The organism is Streptomyces sp. NPDC054813 (assembly GCF_053611365.1).
In genome coordinates this window covers 93,983-109,029 of sequence record NZ_JBSHAF010000006.1, presented here as the reverse complement: position 1 = coordinate 109,029, position 15,047 = coordinate 93,983, and the positions used below count along the sequence as shown (strand labels likewise).

14 protein-coding genes are annotated in these 15,047 nt (G+C 70.6%); 6 read left to right on the top strand and 8 right to left on the bottom strand.

Features of this window, described 5'->3' with window-relative positions; translation table 11 throughout:
- Positions 1–8: 8 nt before the first annotated feature.
- Complete coding sequence (locus ACWGJB_RS13750; RefSeq protein WP_453380364.1) at positions 9–1,493, top strand: glycoside hydrolase family 3 protein; 1,485 nt, start codon at positions 9–11, stop codon at positions 1,491–1,493.
- Between the two features lie 117 nt (positions 1,494–1,610).
- Here ACWGJB_RS13750 and nagB read toward each other — a convergent pair whose 3' ends face one another.
- A complete protein-coding gene (nagB, locus tag ACWGJB_RS13745) occupies positions 1,611–2,396 on the bottom strand; it encodes a glucosamine-6-phosphate deaminase (protein WP_453380363.1) in 786 nt (261 codons plus the stop codon).
- A 571-nt stretch (positions 2,397–2,967) separates the two neighbouring features.
- Here nagB and ACWGJB_RS13740 point away from each other — a divergent pair.
- Complete coding sequence (locus ACWGJB_RS13740; protein ID WP_453380654.1) at positions 2,968–4,434, top strand: sensor histidine kinase; 1,467 nt, start codon at positions 2,968–2,970, stop codon at positions 4,432–4,434.
- Positions 4,435–4,637: 203 nt separating this feature from the next.
- On the opposite strand, the gene ACWGJB_RS13735 is transcribed toward ACWGJB_RS13740, so the two are convergent.
- A complete protein-coding gene (locus ACWGJB_RS13735) occupies positions 4,638–4,895 on the bottom strand; it encodes a WhiB family transcriptional regulator (protein ID WP_010353616.1) in 258 nt (85 codons plus the stop codon).
- A gap of 320 nt (positions 4,896–5,215) precedes the next feature.
- Positions 5,216–6,184, bottom strand: a complete 969-nt coding sequence (locus tag ACWGJB_RS13730) for a diacylglycerol/lipid kinase family protein (RefSeq protein WP_453380362.1) — start codon at positions 6,182–6,184, stop codon at positions 5,216–5,218.
- A gap of 198 nt (positions 6,185–6,382) precedes the next feature.
- Between ACWGJB_RS13730 and ACWGJB_RS13725 the strand changes: the two genes are divergently transcribed.
- Positions 6,383–6,760: a hypothetical protein gene (locus tag ACWGJB_RS13725; RefSeq protein WP_453380653.1), complete on the top strand. Its 378-nt coding sequence runs from the start codon at positions 6,383–6,385 to the stop codon at positions 6,758–6,760.
- 24 nt (positions 6,761–6,784) lie between these two features.
- Here the strand turns inward: ACWGJB_RS13725 and ACWGJB_RS13720 are convergent, their stop codons facing one another.
- The 3 genes from ACWGJB_RS13720 to ACWGJB_RS13710 form a co-directional block, all read right to left on the bottom strand.
- The gene (locus ACWGJB_RS13720; protein WP_453380361.1) at positions 6,785–7,861 is read right to left on the bottom strand and encodes an RNA polymerase sigma factor SigF; all 1,077 of its coding nucleotides are present in this window, start codon (positions 7,859–7,861) and stop codon (positions 6,785–6,787) included.
- A gap of 17 nt (positions 7,862–7,878) precedes the next feature.
- On the bottom strand, positions 7,879–8,292 hold the full coding sequence (locus ACWGJB_RS13715) for an ATP-binding protein (RefSeq protein ID WP_004925829.1): 414 nt from the start codon (positions 8,290–8,292) through the stop codon (positions 7,879–7,881).
- Positions 8,293–8,563: 271 nt separating this feature from the next.
- On the bottom strand, positions 8,564–8,824 hold the full coding sequence (locus tag ACWGJB_RS13710) for a UBP-type zinc finger domain-containing protein (RefSeq protein WP_365801712.1): 261 nt from the start codon (positions 8,822–8,824) through the stop codon (positions 8,564–8,566).
- A gap of 61 nt (positions 8,825–8,885) precedes the next feature.
- On the opposite strand from ACWGJB_RS13710, the gene ACWGJB_RS13705 reads away from it, so the two are divergent.
- Positions 8,886–10,481, top strand: coding sequence for a Na+/H+ antiporter (locus ACWGJB_RS13705; protein ID WP_453380360.1), 1,596 nt, complete (start codon positions 8,886–8,888; stop codon positions 10,479–10,481).
- A 20-nt stretch (positions 10,482–10,501) separates the two neighbouring features.
- On the opposite strand, the gene ACWGJB_RS13700 is transcribed toward ACWGJB_RS13705, so the two are convergent.
- The gene (locus ACWGJB_RS13700) at positions 10,502–11,383 is read right to left on the bottom strand and encodes a 1-aminocyclopropane-1-carboxylate deaminase/D-cysteine desulfhydrase (RefSeq protein ID WP_453380359.1); all 882 of its coding nucleotides are present in this window, start codon (positions 11,381–11,383) and stop codon (positions 10,502–10,504) included.
- Between the two features lie 33 nt (positions 11,384–11,416).
- On the bottom strand, positions 11,417–12,007 hold the full coding sequence (locus tag ACWGJB_RS13695; RefSeq protein WP_453380358.1) for an N-acetylmuramoyl-L-alanine amidase: 591 nt from the start codon (positions 12,005–12,007) through the stop codon (positions 11,417–11,419).
- 287 nt (positions 12,008–12,294) lie between these two features.
- Between ACWGJB_RS13695 and ACWGJB_RS13690 the strand changes: the two genes are divergently transcribed.
- Complete coding sequence (locus ACWGJB_RS13690) at positions 12,295–13,701, top strand: family 2B encapsulin nanocompartment shell protein (protein WP_450755067.1); 1,407 nt, start codon at positions 12,295–12,297, stop codon at positions 13,699–13,701.
- A gap of 113 nt (positions 13,702–13,814) precedes the next feature.
- Positions 13,815–14,915, top strand: a complete 1,101-nt coding sequence (locus ACWGJB_RS13685) for a family 2 encapsulin nanocompartment cargo protein polyprenyl transferase (RefSeq protein WP_453380357.1) — start codon at positions 13,815–13,817, stop codon at positions 14,913–14,915.
- Positions 14,916–15,047 lie beyond the last annotated feature (132 nt).

Sequence of the window (15,047 nt, the reverse complement as noted above, 5' to 3'; positions counted from 1 at the left end):
GCCACCCGATGACGACACTCGCCAGCGGTACGGACACACTCACGCGCGACGCGCTGACGGTCCTCCAGCCCGGCTTCACCGGCACCACCGCCCCCGACTGGCTGCTTCGCCGGCTCGGCGAAGGCCTCGCCGCCGTCGGCCTGTTCGGCCGCAACATCGCCTCGCCCGAACAACTCGCCGCCCTCACCGCCCAGTTGCGCGCCGAACGGGACGACGTCCTGGTGGCGATCGACGAGGAGGGAGGTGACGTCACCCGCCTCGAGGTGCACACCGGCTCCTCCTTCCCCGGCAACCACGCCCTCGGCGCCGTCGACGACGTGGAACTGACCCGGGAGGTCGCCCTCGAACTGGGTCGCCGCCTCGCGGCCTGCGGGGTGAACTTCAACTGGGCCCCGTCCGCCGACGTCAACTCCAACCCGGCCAACCCGGTGATCGGTGTCCGTTCCTTCGGCGCCGACCCGGACCTGGTCGCCCGCCACGCGGCGGCCTATGTCACCGGACTCCAGTCGGCCGGGGTGGCGGCCTGCACCAAGCACTTCCCGGGCCACGGCGACACCGCCGTCGACTCGCACCTCGCGCTGCCCCGCATCGACGCGACCGCCGACGTCCTGCACGCCCGTGAGCTGGCCCCCTTCCGTGCCGCCATCGCCGCCGGCACCCGCGCCGTGATGAGCGCGCACATCCTGGTCCCGGCCCTGGACCCGGACCGGCCGGCCACGCTCTCCGGCACGATCCTCACCGATCTCCTGCGCGGCGAACTCGGCTACGAGGGCCTGATCGTCACCGACGGCATGGAGATGCAGGCCATCTCCGCGACGTACGGCATCGAACACGGCAGCGTCCTGGCCATCGCCGCCGGCGCCGACGCGATCTGCGTGGGCGGCGGCCTCGCGGACGAGGAGACGGTACGACGTCTGCGCGACGCCCTGGTCGCGGCGGTCCGCTCCGGCGAACTCCCCGAGGAGCGCCTGGCCGAGGCGGCGGACCGGGTACGGTCACTGGCCCGCTGGACGGCGACGACGGAGCGGGCCCACCCGGACCACACGGCCACGGACATCGGCCTGGTCGCGGCCCGCCGCGCGCTCGATGTGACGCGCGTCGACCCCTACCCGCCCCTGATCACGGCCCCCTTCGTGGCCGTGTTCACCCCGGAGTCCAACATCGCAGTGGGCGCGGAGACCCCCTGGGGAGTGTCGGCGGAACTCTCCCGCCGACTGCCCGGCACGCAAACGGGCGGCTTCACGGGTGACCACGCCGGCGAGGAGGCCCTGTCGGCGGCCGGCGACCGCAGGATCGTGGCGGTGCTCCGAGACGAACACCGCCACCCGTGGATGACCACGGCCCTGGACGTACTCCTCAAGTCCCGCCCCGACACGATCGTGGTGGAAATGGGCGTCCCCCAGGCACCCCCCAGGGGCGCCCTGCACATCGCGACCCACGGCGCGGCAAGGGTCTGCGGGGTGGCGGCGGCGGAGGTGATCGCACCCCGCTAGCTGCAGCGCCCCGTCAGGGGCGCGGGGCTGTGTCGATATGCGGCTCCGCCGCGTGGGCGCGATCAGCCCCCACCGAGCGGCCACCCGCCAACGCGCCGTACCCGGCGCACGGAACCGCTAAATCCCCTGCCACGCCGGCTTGTTGGCGAACGTGTACCGGAAGTAGTCCGCAAGCTTCAGCTTGGAGGCGGCAGCCTCGTCCACGACCACCGTCGCATGCGGATGCAACTGCAGCGCCGACGCGGGACACACCGCGGCGACCGGCCCTTCCACGGTCGCCGCGACCGCGTCCGCCTTCCCCTCACCCGTCGCGAGCAGCACCAGATGCCGCGCCTCCAGGATCGTCCCGATCCCCTGGGTGATCACATGGTGCGGCACCTGCGAGATGTCCCCGTCGAAGAACCGCGCGTTGTCGACCCGGGTCTGCTCGGTGAGCGTCTTGATCCGCGTCCGCGAGGCCAGCGACGAGCACGGCTCGTTGAAACCGATGTGCCCGTCCGTCCCGATCCCGAGCAACTGCAGATCCACGCCGCCTGCCTGCGCCAGCGCCCCGTCGTACGCCTCGCAGGCGGCCTGCACGTCCTCGGCCGCGCCGTCGGGGCCGAGGAACGCGTCCATCCCGATCCCGAGCGGCTCCAGCACCTCGCGCCGCAGCACCGACCGGTACGACTCCGGATGCTCGGCCGGCAGTCCCACGTACTCGTCGAGCTGGGCTATGCGCGCCCGCGAGGTGTCCACGGCACCGGACCGCACCTTTGCGGTGAGCGCCTGGTAGATGGGCAGCGGGGTCGAGCCGGTGGCCACCCCGAGCAGCGCGTCCGGCTTGCGGCGGAGCAGCTGGGCCATGGCCTCGGCGATCAGCTCGCCACCCGCGGCGGCGTCCGGAACGATGACAACTTCCACGCTGGGCCTGCCGTTCTGTCTATGTGGTTTAGACCAATCCGATGGGACCAATCTAACAGAACCAGCCCCCCTCGCCCCGGGGGCGGGTACAGGAAAGGGGATAAGTGTGAGGTTACGTGAATACGTCAGAACGGGTGAATCAAGGAAAAATCCCGCCCGTCGACCGGGGTGTCGGAAATTGCCGCTCCGCATCGGGCCCCACAACCGCCTCCGGCGGGCTACGCTGCGATCGCATCGACTGTGAACAGTCTCCAACGCATGGACACACACCGTGGTCTAGTCCACAATTGCGTACGACGACTGAAGGAGTACGGCGGGACCGTACGACACAGTCACACTCTTCCGTCTTCCCCGCACAGGAGGACGGACCGAGGAACCGGAGCTCTCTGCCCTGACTGCCCCGGGTCCTCACCTTCGGCCGATCGGGACCGCACACCCCGTGGCCGTTGCTGCTCCGGGCTGCGGTGCCGGGAGGGTTGAGGGTCCCTCCCAGGCGCCGCGGCCCGCGGGTGTTTTCGGCCGCTTTTAGGCCATGAACAGACCCGCGGGTACGCTCGCAGACGTGCCCTCCATGAATGAACTGGTCCGCCAGCACACCGCCCTCGACGACTCCGACCTCGAGTGGCTCCATCTGCTGGTCTCGGAGTGGCAGCTGCTCTCCGACCTCTCCTTCGCCGACCTGGTCCTGTGGGTTCCCACCGAGGACGGCACCCGCTATGTCTCGGTGGCGCAGATGCGCCCCAACACCGGGCCCACCTCCTACCAGGACGACATGATCGGCCATCTGGTCCCGCGGGGTCGCCGTCCCATGCTGGACATCGCCCTGGACGAGGGCCGGATCGTCCGCGAGGGTGACCCGGAGTGGCGGGAGGAGGTCCCCGTACGGGTCGAGTCCATCCCGGTACGGCGCGAGGGCCGGGTTCTCGGGGTCATCGCCCGCAACACCAACCTGCTGACCGTGCGCACCCCGAGCCGGCTCGAGCTCACCTACCTCCAGAGCGCTTCCGATCTGGCGCAGATGATCGCTGCCGGATCGTTTCCCTTCCCGAACCAGCAGGTCGACATGGACGCCTCGCCGCGGGTCGGCGACGGCCTGATCCGGCTGGACGCGGACGGCATCGTCCAGTACGCCTCCCCGAACGCCCTCTCCGCCTACCATCGCCTCGGCCTCGCCTCCGACCTGCTCGGTCACCACCTGGGCCGGACCACGGCCGAACTCGCCCCGACCCGGGGGCCGGTGGACGAGGCGCTCGCCAAGGTCGCCAGCGGCTGGGCGCCGCGCGAGTTCGAGATCGAGTCCAGCGACGGCGCGATCCAGTTCCGGGCGATCCCGCTCAAGCCCAAGGGCACCCGCATCGGTTCCCTGGTACTGCTCCGGGACGTCACCGAACTCCGGCGCCGTGAACGCGAGTTGATCACCAAGGACGCGACCATCCGGGAGATCCACCACCGGGTGAAGAACAACCTCCAGACGGTCGCCGCGCTGTTGCGCCTGCAGGCCCGCCGGATCGAGTCCGAGCGCGGCCGGGAGGCCCTGGAGGAGGCCGTCCGACGGGTCGGCTCGATCGCGATCGTGCATGAGACGCTGTCCCAGAACCTGGACGAGCGCGTGGAGTTCGACGAGATCGCCGACCGGGTGCTGGCGATGGTCGCCGAGATCTCGCCGGGCAAGGTCACCGGCCGGCGCACCGGACGCTTCGGAATACTCGACGCCGAGGTGGCGACCCCGCTGTCGATGGTCCTCACCGAGATTCTGCAGAACGCCCTCGAACACGGCTTCCGCGAGGGCGAGACCGGCACCGTCGAGGTCACGGCGGTCCGCGGCGGCACCACCAAGGAGGCGCGACTCCTGGTCACCGTCCAGGACGACGGCGTCGGTCTGCCCGAGGGTTTCGACCCGCACCGCTCCGGCAACCTCGGTCTGCAGATCGTACGGACGCTGGTGGAGGGCGAGTTGGGCGGCACGTTCGACATGGTGGCGGCGCCGGAGCGGGGGACCCGGGTGATCCTCGACGTTCCGGTGCAGCCGCAGAAGTAGCCCGATCGGGGGACTTCGGGCGCCGGGGCACAGCGTCGGGTGTCTGCGCACAGCAAAGAGCCCCGGACCTGGTGGGTCCGGGGCTTATTACTCGTTGCTGCTATTAAGCGCATCGGGGGTACTGCGCGCTGCGGCTCGGGGGCGGGAGATGCGTACTCGCTGTACGCGCCGCCAAGCTCAGGCTGTCACCAGGGGTGGGACTGTCAGGCGGTGGCCTGACGGGCTCGGTTGCGGGCGGCACGGCGCTTCATCGCGCGACGCTCGTCCTCGCTGAGACCACCCCAGACGCCGGAGTCCTGACCGGACTCAAGCGCCCACTGCAGGCACTGGTCCATAACAGGACAGCGACGGCAGACGGCCTTGGCTTCCTCGATCTGCAGCAGCGCAGGACCGGTGTTGCCGATGGGGAAGAAGAGCTCGGGGTCTTCCTCGCGGCAAACGGCGTTGTGACGCCAGTCCATGGCTGCTACCTCTCCTTGGTATTACATGCACGTTGCTTGTGAATGTGAACGCTTTCACGAATCCCTCAACAAGTGAAGGGCCGACCGCCAGGTTCCCTGGCAGGGGTCCTGTGAGTTGAAGGGGGATTCCGGTGATCAGTGGACGCCAGTGTTGCGGGCTGTCCCGACCGCCACGTAGAGCCTCGCAAACCTCAGCGACGGATACAACCCCTTCCGGAAAGTTTTTTTTGATTCCTCGGTGTCGACTGGGTCACAGCCGTACTTCCATGGGGTGGATCCTGGCCTAAACGTTCGAGTGAAAGGACTTTGGCCCGTTCCGCTCACACAATCACACGCAGTGCGCGGCGTACGCCTGTGAACGTCACGCTCGTACGCAGTCCTAGGTGGTCGCCGTCCATCTGAAGGGGGAGGGGGACCTTCGAATGCAAGGTGAACTGGTCCAGGTCGTGCAGGGACACGGCGTGCTTGCCATGGGGTCCGCGCTCGGGGGACGAAGTGAGCAACTGGGTGCCATACCGGGCAACCGCGGCGGTCGACAGACGGCTGAGACCGAGTACGTCGATGCCTTTATCGAACGAGGCCTTAGGCGACGTGTACATCGGGCGATTGCCGAGATACGTCCAGGGCGAGGTGTTCGAGACTATCGCCACCACAAGATCCGTGATCGGGTCGGCGCCGGGCTGTTCAAGGGTGATCGTGCCGTGCCGGCGGTGCTGCTCGCCGAAGAACTGACGGACGACCTGTCGTACATACAGGGCGTGCGTCGATTTCTTGCCGAGCTCGCGCTGCTGCTCGACCCGGCCGACCACGCCGGCGTCGAAGCCGAGTCCCGCGTTGAAGGTGAACCAGCGGGCCGGGGCCGCCTCGTCCGCGGTGCCGGGGGTGCCGGCCGTCAGCCCGAGGCCGACGACCCGCTCCTGTTTCTCGCGCAGTGCGTCGAGCAGGGCGCCGGTGGCCTCGACCGGGTCGTTGGGCAGGCCGAGGGCGCGTGCGAAGACGTTGGTCGAGCCGCCGGGGACCACGGCGAGTCCGGGCAGCCGGTCCGGGTCGGGGCCGGCGTGGAGGAGACCGTTGACCACCTCGTTGACCGTGCCGTCGCCGCCGAGGGCCACGACCAGGTCGATGTCGTCGCTCTCCGCCGCCTGTCGGCCCAGGTCACGGGCGTGGCCGCGGTACTCGGTGGTGACGGCCTCCAGTTGGACCTCGCTCGCGAGCGCGTGGATCAGGACATCGCGCCTACGTGCGCTTGTGGTGGTTGCCGCCGGATTGACCACGAGAAGTGCACGCATGGATTGCAGCGTACCTACTGGGAAGTACCGGGCCCAGGCCGTGTTAGGGATCCGGTAAGAGAAAGAGGCGTGAGTCTGAACACGTGACCCTGCGGGGCGGGGACGGCGTTTTCGGGCGAGGGCTACCCTTCTGGCGTGAGCAATGCGCCTACGGCTGAGAAGGCCGACGTAACCGACGGGCCCCGTCCGCGACGGCTGATGTATGCGGCCGCGCTGAGCGGACTGGAAGGGCTCGCGCTGGCGGTCGGCGGGGTGTGGATGCTCGTCCTCGGACTCACCGGGTCTCCGGACGACCGGGGGCAGGCGGTCACCGGGGGCATCACCGTGATCGTGCTGGCGCTGCTGCCGCTGCTGGCGGCGCGGGGGTTGCTGCTGCGCAAGAGCTGGAGCCGGGGGCCCGCGGTGATCACGCAGATCATGGCGCTGCCGGTGGCCTACAACCTGCTGCAGGCCGACAGCGCGGCCATCCCGGCGGGGATCGCGTTGGCCGTGGTGGCCATCGCTTCGCTGGTTCTGCTGGTGAACTCGGCTACCACCCAGGCCCTTGGGATCAAGGGGCCGGGGCGTAGTAGCTGATCTCTGGTCCTCTACGGAAAAGACCTACTCCTCGACCAGCAGCTTCTCCCGGAGCTGGGCCAGCGTCCGGGCCAGCAGCCGGGAGACGTGCATCTGGCTGATGCCGACCTCCTGGGCGATCTGGGACTGCGTCATGTTGCCGAAGAAGCGGAGGAGAAGGATCCGCTTCTCGCGGGGCGGAAGGTCTTCCAGCAGCGGCTTGAGGGACTCGCGGTACTCGACGCCCTCCAGGGCCTCGTCCTCCGCGCCGAGCGTGTCCGCGACCGCCGGGGACTCGTCGTCGGTGTCGGGGACGTCCAGGGACAGCGTGGAGTAGGCGTTGGCCGACTCCAGGCCCTCCAGGACCTCCTCCTCCGAGATCGCGAGCTTCTCGGCCAACTCGTGGACCGTGGGGGAGCGGCCGTGCTGCTGGGACAGCTCCGCCGTGGCGGTCGTGAGCGCGAGACGCAGTTCCTGGAGACGGCGAGGGACGCGGACCGCCCAGCCCTTGTCGCGGAAGTGCCGCTTGATCTCGCCGACCACGGTCGGGGTGGCGTACGTGGAGAACTCCACGCCCCGCTCCGGGTCGAACCGGTCGACCGACTTGATCAGGCCGATGGTGGCGACCTGGGTGAGGTCGTCCAGCGGCTCGCCACGGTTGCGGAACCGGCGTGCGAGGTGCTCCACGAGCGGCAGATGCATCCGGACCAGCTTGTTGCGCAGTTCCGCGTACTCGGGGCTGCCGTCCTTCAGCTTGCGCAGCTCGATGAACATGGCGCGCGCTCCGCTGCGGTCCTGAGGTTGGTGGTGCTGGGTCGCCTGCACAACCTCCGCGGCCAGCGCCTGGTCCTCGGCGTATCGCTCGTGCTCGCTCATCGTCCCGCCCGTCGCCCTTCCACGAGCCTTCGCCCCGGCTCGGTTCGGGGCCGCGACCCCGTTCCGACCGTCCGGAGGCGCGCTCTGCACGGCACCGTCCAGCCCGACCGGCGCGGAGGGTTCCTCCGGGTGCGGCCTGGCCTGTTCCGGGATGCCGTCGATGCCGTCAGCCATGCGGCGGGAGCCGGCCTCGGGGTCTTCGCCCCCGGCCGACAGCTCCCGTGTGCCGCGCTCTTCGTCCCGCACCGGCCCGTCCCCGTTCCTCACGCCGGCCCGGGTCCCGCGCCGCGCTGTTTGTAGAGGCTGATCGACACGGTCTTGTCCTCGTCGACGGCCGACGAGACCTTGCCCGCCAGGGCCGAGAGCACGGTCCAGGCGAAGGTGTCGCGCGAAGGGGCGTGGCCGTCCGTGGTCGGGGCGGAGACCGTGACCTCCAGCGAGTCGTCGACGAGTCGGAAGACACAGCTGAGCACCGAGCCGGGAACGGCCTGCTGGAGCAGGATCGCGCAGGCCTCGTCCACCGCGATGCGCAGGTCCTCGATCTCGTCCAGGGTGAAGTCCAAGCGGGCGGCGAGACCGGCCGTGGCCGTCCGCAGCACCGACAGGTAGGCACCCGCAGCCGGCAGCCGGACTTCCACGAAGTCCTGGGTCGCGGGCTCGCCTGCGATCTGGGACACCCTCACCTCCATGGTGGTACAAGCTTTTCGGGGCCGAGGGTCGCCCCCCGGGGTAACGCACTACGTGGTTCAGCGGTGACGCTACCGCGCTCCGAACTTTTCTGTCCCGGGACCCCAACCCCCTTGCGTCACTCACAGTAAACCTGTGGATACGCTCCGTGTCTAGGGGTGCGGCTTGCCCAATTGGGAAGAGCGCGCGCCGGGTTGACGTACCCCGGCGTCGAACCGTCGAACCGTCACCACGGCCGCCGTCGGCGGCCGTAGTGCAGTGTCACACGAGGACGTGGTCGACGAAGCACCAGCGCCAGTCCTCGCCCGGCTCGAAGGTCCGCATCACGGGGTGACCGGACGTCTCGTGGTGCCCCGTCGCATGTCTTCCCGGTGACGAGTCGCAGCAGGCGACATGGCCACAGGTCAGACAGAGCCGCAGCTGGACGGGGTGCCAGCCCCGCGAGAGACACTCCGGGCAGGTCTCGTTCAGCGGTTCGGGTTCCGGGTGCGGCAGCGCGCCGGCGTGCGTGCACTGTTTCATGATTGCCAGATTACGACGGGTGTGCGGGTGGCCGCGCGAAAAATGAGGGCGGGCGAGGATCATGGACGTGTTGCCACTGCTGTTGCTGGTCGCGGGAAGCGCGGCGATCGCCGGCGCGGCGCGTCGCACCCCGGTGCCGGCGCCCCTGCTGCTGGTCGCCGTCGGACTGGCGGTCTCGTACATTCCCGGAGTCCCCGGCTACACGCTCGACCCGGACGTCGTGCTGCCGCTGGTGCTGCCCCCGCTGCTGTACAAGGAGGGCACCGAGAGCTCGTACCTCGACCTGCGGGCCAACATGCGGCCCGTGGCGCTGCTGTCGGTCGGGTACGTGCTCTTCGCGACCTTCGTCGTCGGCTGGGCCGCCTACGGGATCGTGCCCGGGCTGCCGCTGCCCGCGGCGCTGGCGCTGGGCGCGGTGCTGGCGCCCACGGACGCCGTCGCGGCCGCCGCGATCGCCCGCCGGGTGGGGCTGCCGTCCCGGCTCACCACGATCCTGCAGGGCGAGTCCCTGCTGAACGACGCCACCGCGATCACCGCCTACCGGGTCGCCGTCGCGGCCGCCATCGGCGAGGGCGCCTCCTGGATGCACGGGGTCGGCGAGTTCCTGGTGGCCGCGATCGGCGGCGTGCTGGTCGGCCTGGCGCTGATGGTGCCGATCCACTGGCTGCGCACCCATCTCCAGGAGCCCCTGCTCCAGAACACGCTGTCGCTGCTGATCCCGTTCGTCGCCTACGGCGTCGCCGAGCAGTTCCACGCCTCCGGTGTGCTGGCGGTCGTGGTGGTCGCCCTCTATCTCGGCCACCGCGCCTGGGAGGTCGACTTCGCCACCCGCCTCCAGGAGGACGCGGTGTGGCGCATGGTCGCGTTCCTGCTGGAGTCGGCCGTTTTCGCCCTGATCGGACTGCAACTGCCGGTCGTCCTGAAGGGCCTCGGCGCGTACCGGGGCATCGAGGCCACCTGGTACGCGGTCGCCCTCTTCCTCGTCGTGGTCGCGGCCCGGTTCGTGTGGATCTACCCCGCGACCTTCCTGCCGCGCATGCTCTTCCGGCGCGTCCGCGAGCGGGAGGAGAACCCCACCTGGAGAACGCCCGTCGTCGAGTCCTGGGCCGCCATGCGCGGGGTCGTCTCGCTGGCCATCGCCTTCTCGATCCCGCTCACCGTGCACGACGGCAGCCCCTTCCCGCAGCGCAACCTGATCCTGTTCCTGACCTTCACGACCGTCATCGGCACCCTGGTGGTGCAGGGCCTCAGCCTGGCCCCGCTGATCCGGCTGATGAAGTTCCCGCCCCGGGACGTGCAGGCCGAGACCCTCGCCGAGGCCAACGCCCAGGCGCAGGCGTCCCGCGCGGCCGAGAACCGCCTCGACGAACTCCTCTCCGACGAACGCAACGAGTTGCCGCCGCCGCTCGCCGACCGCCTGCGCACGGTCCTGGAACGCCGCCGCAACGCCGTCTGGGAACGCCTCGGCCAGACCAACCCCGTCACCGGCGAGACGGTCGACGACACCTACCGCCGGCTGTCCCGCGACATGATCAGCGCCGAACGCGAGGTGTTCGTCCGCCTACGCGACCACCGCTACATCGACGACGAGATGCTGCGGACCCTGCTGCGCCGACTGGACCTGGAGGAGGCGGCGGCGTACCGGGAGGCCGCCTGAGTCCGCGGTGGAAGCGCTGGTCAGGCGGTGATCACCGCCGCCACCCGGGTCCCGCGCCGCAATGCGCCCTCCGCGGCCAGCTCGACAAGCCCATACAGCAATTTGGCGACATACAGCCGCTCCACCGCCAGACCGTGCCGGTCCTCGAAGTTCCTGGCGAAGTCGTCGAGTTCGGGCGTCCTCCGCGCGTACCCGCCGAAGTGGAACCGCTCGTCGAGCGACCAGTCCCCCCGTCGTCCCCCGAACGCCTCCCGCTGGAGCCGCTCCGTCTCCCCTGCCAGGAACCCGCCCCGCAGCACGGGCACCCCCAGTGCCCGCTGCCCCGCGCCCAGCCCGGCGGCGAGCCCGGCCAGCGTGCCGCCGGTTCCGCACGCGATCGCCACCACGTCGGCCCGTCCGCGCAGCTCCCCGCCCAGGGCCCGGCACCCGCGTACCGCGGCCGCGTTGCTGCCGCCCTCCGGCACCACATAAGCGTCCTCGGCTCCCGTCGCCCGGGCCAGCGCGGCCAGCACCTCCGGCTCGGTCTTGCGTCGGTACGTCGACCTGTCGACGAAGTGCAGACGCATGCCGTCGGCCGCGCACCGCGCCAGCGAGGGGTTCAGCGGCCGGGCCGCCAGTTCCTCGCCCCGGACCACGCCCACCGTCGGGAAACCGAGCAGGCGCCCCGCCGCGGCCGTCGCCCGCAGATGGTTGGAGTACGCCCCGCCGAAGGTGAGCACCGGCCGTCCGGCCGCCGCCTCGATGTTCGGGACCAGCTTGCGCCACTTGTTGCCGATCAGCTCCGGGTGGATCAGGTCGTCCCGCTTGAGGAGGAGCCGGACGCCGTGGCGGGCGAACCGGTCGTCGGCCACCTCCTCGAGGGGGGACGGGAGCCGGGGGGTGAGTATGTCGGCGCTGGTCACGCCGTCATTGTCGCCCGGAGCGTGCACAGGGGGTCACTTCAGACGGTCCCGGACGCGCTCGCGCAGCCAGGCCATCGTGAAACCACGGGGATCCGCCTTCCCCGGCTGCCACTCCGCGTGGCCGATCACCGACCGCTCGGACCAACCGTGCCGCCGGCACACCGCCGCGGCGACCTTCTCGATCGCCTCCAGCTGGGCCTCGGGCCAGGGGTCCTCGCCGTCGCCCAGGTTCTCGCACTCGAAGCCGTAGAAGTGCCGGTTGCCGTCGGTGTTCGCCTCGTTGTCCGGGGGCAGGGCCTTCTCGGCGATCACGGCGCGCAGGACGTCGTCGTCGCCCGGTCCCGCGTGGTTGGCACGGCCGTGGCCGACGAGGTGGACCGTGCCGTCCTTGGTGATCACGCCGTGGCAGAGCGGGCCGGGGAGGTCCGGGCGGCCGTCGTAGCAGATCCGGACCGTGGGTTCGGTGCCGTGGGTCACCGTGTGGTGGATCATCACGCCGTGCACCGGGCCCCAGGGCCCCTTGTGGTTCCGGTTGTGTTCTCGCCAGTCGCCGACCTCGACGACCGTGACGCCCTCGCTCCGCAACGCGTCGAGGAAAGCGTCCGCGGACATGGGTGGGGCCATGACCGCCTCCTTAGCTTTTGTGCTGACTTGTCCCGAACCTTCTACAGAAGTCGGCTGTCCCGGACCAGCCCCCACGAAGGTGTTCGGATCGTGTGCGAGCCGATCCGGACAAGTCGCCATATCGCGGGTCAGGTGAGCGGATATTCGCCCGGCATGCCCACTTGTTCGATGATCTATTCCCGCTCTTTCGGGTAATGGCCTGGACACGTTCTGTGATGACAGGGTGGCCGGTGAGACCGATGCGTGGGCAGTTCGGCGTCCGCGCAGGTATGGGAGGGCATTTCCTTATGTCGGTAGGCGAAGAGGTCCGCACGGATCAGGGCAAGCCGCAGCAGTCTCTGGACACGGCGGCCGCGCGGAACCTGGCCACCACGACCAAGTCCGCGCCCCAGATGCAGGAGATCAGCTCCCGCTGGCTGCTGCGGACGCTGCCCTGGGTCGATGTCCAGGGCGGCACGTACCGAGTGAACCGGCGGCTCACCTACACGGTCGGTGACGGCCGTATCACGTTCCTGAAGACCGGAGACCGGGTCGAGGTCATCCCCGCGGAGCTGGGCGAGCTGCCCGTCCTGCGGTCGTACGAGGACCAGGAGGTGCTGGGGGAGCTGGCCCAGCGCTGCCGGCAGCGCGACTTCGCCGCGGGCGAGGTCATCGCCTCGTTCGGCAGCCAGGCGGAGGAGGTCTATCTGCTGGCCCACGGCCGTGTCGAGAAGATCGGCACCGGCCCGTACGGCGACGACGCGGTGCTCGGCGTCCTCGCCGACGGCGCGCACTTCGGCGAGCAGGGCCTGATCGACCCGGACGCCATCTGGGAGTACACCGCCCGCGCGGACACGGCCTGCACCGTGCTGACCCTGTCCCGGCAGGACTTCGAGCAGGTCGCGGAGCGCGCCGACTCGCTGCGTGAGCACCTTCAGCAGCTGCGCGCGATCCCCGAGCAGCGCACCAACAAGTTCGGCGAGAAGGAGGTCGCCCTCGCGGCCGGCCACAGCGGCGAGCCCGAGATCCCGCACACCTTCGTCGACTACGAGGCCCGGCCGCGTGAGTACGAGCTGAGCATCGCCCAGACCGTGCTGCGCATCCACACCCGGGTGGCCGACCTCTACAACCAGCCGATGAACCAGACCGAGCATCAGCTCCGGCTCACCGTCGAGGCGTTGAAGGAGCGCCAGGAGCACGAGCTGATCAACAACGCGGAGTTCGGTCTGCTCAGCAACTGCCAGTACGACCAGCGGCTGCAGCCGCACGACGGCGTGCCCAGCCCGGACGACATGGACGAGCTGCTCAGCCGCCGCCGCGGCACCAAGCTCTTCCTCGCCCACCCGCGGGCGATCGCCGCCTTCGGCCGTGAGCTCAACAAGCGCGGACTGGTCCCCGAGTCCGTCGAGGTCGGCGGCAACCGCATCCCGACCTGGCGCGGGGTCCCGATCTACCCGTGCAACAAGATCCCGGTCTCCGAGGCCCGTACCACCTCGATCATCGCCATGCGTACGGGCGAGGCGGACCAGGGCGTCATCGGGCTGCGCCAGTCCGGGATCCCCGACGAGATCGAGCCGAGCCTCTCGGTGCGCTTCATGGGCATCAACGAGCAGGCCATCATCAACTACCTGGTCACGGCCTACTACTCGGCGGCCGTCCTGGTCCCCGACGCGCTCGGCGTGCTGGAGAACGTCGAGATCGGCCGCTGGAGGTGACGTTTCCGCACTTCGCGGCCGTGTTCCCGCCCTCCGGGGCGGGTACACCCTCGGGGTACGTGCCGAGCCGGGGCGGAGACGCCACCGTATGCGCACTCCGCGAGGGGGAGGCCATGGCCGAGTTCGTGACGGAGCGCCCGGAGCGTGCCACGGGGGTGCCGCCGGAGGGGTCCGAGGCACTCGACGGGGCCGAGGCGATGGCCATACTCGAGCGGGCCCGGGCATCCGTCGACCCCGAACTCCACGCGGCCGTCGACTCGTTGCCCGGTTCGATGCGGCGGATCGCGCGCTACCACTTCGGGTGGGAGCACGCGGACGGCACCCCGGCGGCCGGCGACGCGGGCAAGGCCATCCGGCCCGCCCTCGTCCTCGCCGCCGCCGACGCGCTCGGCGGACCGGCAGCCCGCGCGGCCGCCCTAACGGCCGCGGCCGCCGTGGAGCTGGTGCACAACTTCACGCTGCTGCACGACGACGTCATGGACCGGGACACCTCCCGCCGGCACCGGCCCACGGCGTGGACCGTGTTCGGCGACGCCGACGCGATCCTCGCCGGGGACGCTCTCCAGGCGCTGGCCCTGCGGCTGCTCGCCGAGGATCCGCACCCGGCGTCCGGCCCGGCCGCCGCCCGGCTCGCACAGTGCGTCCTCGAACTGTGCGCCGGTCAGCACGCGGACACGGCCATGGAGGACCGGGCCCCCGGCGAGGTCACCCTCGACGAGGTGCTCGTCATGGCCGAGGCCAAGACCGGGGCGCTGCTCGGCTCCGCCTGCGCCCTGGGCGCGCTGTACGCGGGGGCGACGGAGGAGGAGGTGGCGGCGCTCGACGGCTTCGGCCGGCAGGCCGGGCTCGCCTTCCAGCTGATCGACGACGTCATCGGGATATGGGGAGATCCACGGCGCACCGGCAAGCCGGCCGGCGCGGACCTGGCGGCCCGCAAGAAGTCCCTGCCGGTCGTCGCGGCCCTCACCTCCGGTACCCCGGCCGCGGGCGAACTCGCCGAGCTGTACGCCAAGCCGCGGGTGCAGGCCGACGCCGACGAGATCACGCGTACGGCGCTGGCCGTGGAGCGGGCAGGCGGCCGTGACTGGGCGCAGGCCGAGGCGGCCGACCGGATGGCCCGGGCGATGCAGGAGCTCGCCCGTGCCGTGCCCGACCCCGAGTCCGCCGGCGGTCTGCTCGCGCTCGCCGAGTTCGTGACCCGGCGCAGCAGGTGAAGACCCCGGGGCCCCCGGAACCGCGCGGCTCCTGACCCCGCACGGCTCCCCGGGGGCTCCGGCCCAACGGGTCCCGCACATCCCCACGGCGTGCGGGGCCCGTCGTTTGCCACGGGGTGTGGGACCCGCCGC